This window comes from Gottfriedia sp. NPDC056225 (assembly GCF_042267765.1).
Taxonomy (GTDB): domain Bacteria; phylum Bacillota; class Bacilli; order Bacillales; family Bacillaceae_G; genus Gottfriedia.
On the sequence record NZ_JBHJTJ010000124.1, the window covers coordinates 1 to 2,500 of the forward strand.

At 31.8% G+C, this 2,500-nt stretch carries 2 protein-coding genes and 1 rRNA gene; 2 read left to right on the plus strand and 1 reads right to left on the minus strand.

Annotated elements, in window-relative coordinates:
• Window positions 1-91 (plus strand): 5S ribosomal RNA (gene rrf, locus ACFCYN_RS25320); the annotation flags it as partial.
• A 425-nt stretch (window positions 92-516) separates the two neighbouring features.
• On the opposite strand, the gene ACFCYN_RS25325 is transcribed toward rrf, so the two are convergent.
• Window positions 517-996, minus strand: coding sequence for a GyrI-like domain-containing protein (locus ACFCYN_RS25325; protein ID WP_375952935.1), 480 nt, complete (start codon window positions 994-996; stop codon window positions 517-519).
• 108 nt (window positions 997-1,104) lie between these two features.
• Here ACFCYN_RS25325 and ACFCYN_RS25330 point away from each other — a divergent pair, with 108 nt between their 5' ends.
• Window positions 1,105-2,067, plus strand: coding sequence for a helix-turn-helix transcriptional regulator (locus ACFCYN_RS25330; protein ID WP_375952938.1), 963 nt, complete (start codon window positions 1,105-1,107; stop codon window positions 2,065-2,067).
• Window positions 2,068-2,500 lie beyond the last annotated feature (433 nt).

Sequence of the window (2,500 nt, forward strand, 5' to 3'; positions counted from 1 at the left end):
CACCCGTTCCCATACCGAACACGGCAGTTAAGCTCTTTTGCGTCGATGGTAGTTGGGGGTTTCCCCCTGTGAGAGTAGAACGTCGCCTGGTTAAACAAAAACATCAGCTATTAGGCTGATGTTTTTTTATGTTTGCATTTTAATAATAATGTTGAAAACCTGTCTCCCTTTTACGTTTACTTTGGGCTAATTACATGTCTACTGTTCATAAGTAAGAAATGAAATATAAAAAACAGCACACAATTAAAACTGGAGAGACAAAAAATGGATACGGTGGTTAGCTATTAGGGGTATCTTCTATTGAAGTTTCCTCTATTAATATAATAATCGGATTGTTTACATTGTTGAATTGTAATGAATCCCTCCACTACTATCGCATTACATTGATTAGATAATAAATAAGGAGCTGAATATCAATCAGCTCCCATATTTCTATTGAGTACTATTGTTGATTTTTGGAAAATTTTTAAATAATTAATTTCATATACTTATTAAAGTAATTTCAATTTATACAAATTATTTTCTTACAACAGGAATCCACATTTCACCAAAAACTAAGCCGTTTCGATGACCCATTTCAACCGATGTATTTGGTCCACCAACATAGGCAAAATCCTTTGCTTCAGGTAAAACTTGACCAAAGGCAATACCAGTAAGTTTATTGCTTAATTCTTCAGTTGTAGCACCTTCACCTTTTACTACTAGATATTCTCCTTTAGGGAATTGGATAACTCTAGATTCTTCTGCTACAGATGCCTCTGTCATTACGCCAGCATAATGCATCATCTTGTTATTTACTGCTTCGTTCACTGTAAAAATGTATTCATTTGTAGCTATATTTTTTAAAGTTTCAAGTTTACCATCTTGTTTGATTGAATCCCAAAAATCTTCCTTTTCTTTATTTAACCCTGCATAATCTGTGTAATGGCTTTTAAGTTCAATTCCAATACCTAAAACGGTAAAGCTATCTTTTTCTTCTAATGTATAATTTGTCATATTCAAAACCTTCCTTTTTTAAGTTTATCAAACGATTTGTCTTTTCATCTGATGAGTTTATAATAGTCTTAAATAGTGTCAAAAAATGATACTGTTTAGGAGGTACTGATGAAAAAAGTTGAACGAATTAATACGATCATGCGATATATTAACAACCGCGCCAAATTTACAATTTCAGAAGTCATGCAAGAATTTAACATCTCTCGTTCAACTGCTCTGAGAGATGTAAGGGAAATTGAAGAGATGGGGATGCCGCTTGTTGCTGAAGTTGGTAGGGATGGGGGATATTTTGTCATGAACAACTCTGTCCTGCCAACTGTTCGTTTTACAGATAATGAGATAAAGGCTCTATTTATAGCTTTTATGGCGACAAGAAATAAACAACTTCCTTATCTAAAGAGTCGACAATCTTTAGCAGAAAAATTACTTGGCTTAATCTCAGAAAACCAGCAGGATGATCTTGTTCTTTTAAATCAGATGCTTCTTTTTGAAGGTACTAATCCCAATAATCCCGACTTACTTGATTTATCAGACTTACCTCAGCCAATGTTAGAAAGACTCATTGAAACACTACTTTTGGATCGCTTTTTATTGATTACTATCAAAGAAGAACAGGAATCACTATCTTATTCTATTTATCTTTTGCACCTTTATCATGACAAAGGTCTTTGGTTGATTGAAGGATTTGACTTGTTGGATGAAATAAAGAAGATTTTCTCGGTCGACAATCTTATAGATGTCGTAACATATCCTTCGAAAAAAAGATTAAGCAGAAAAAAGATTTTAGAAAAACTAAGTAAGCAAGATGAAATAATTAACCTTGTAATTGAACTTGGTCCAAAGGCAATTGCTCAGTTCAAAAAGTACCATCCTTTAATGCTCTCTATTTCTTATACAAGTCCTTACCAAACCACAGCCATTCTAAAAACATTTATTAATGTTGATAACTTTGGAGAATTGAACGATATAACAAACTGGCTCCTTTTCCTAGGTGAAGATATAAAGTTAAAAGAAGTACCAGAAAAAATTATGAATAGTTTACAAGATAGATTAAACTTATTCTGTCCATAAGTAGACCAGTTTAAAAATACACTTAAGATCTTGTACTGAAGTATCAAATTAAACAGTATGATATGTCAAAGGTAGAACAATAAGTCAACTGAATATAACTGCTGTCTTTATACTGCAGAGTAATTGCTATTAAAATTAACTATATAAAAGTGTATCTAAATTACTAAGTTAATTATTTTATTAATTTTTTGTAAAGAAATGCTTGCAATCGATTGGACGAGATGGTATATTTAGTAAGTTGTCACGACAAAACGAGTTCGGATAACAAAAATAATATAATAAATTGTTGACAGATGATTCGACAAAATGTTATTATATTAAAGTCGCTTCCAAGCGATAAAGTGAACTTTGAAAACTAAACAAAACATGAAGTAAACGTCAATTATTAGTTTTTTGAGCAATACAAGATTTAAACTTAACTTTTATGGAGAGT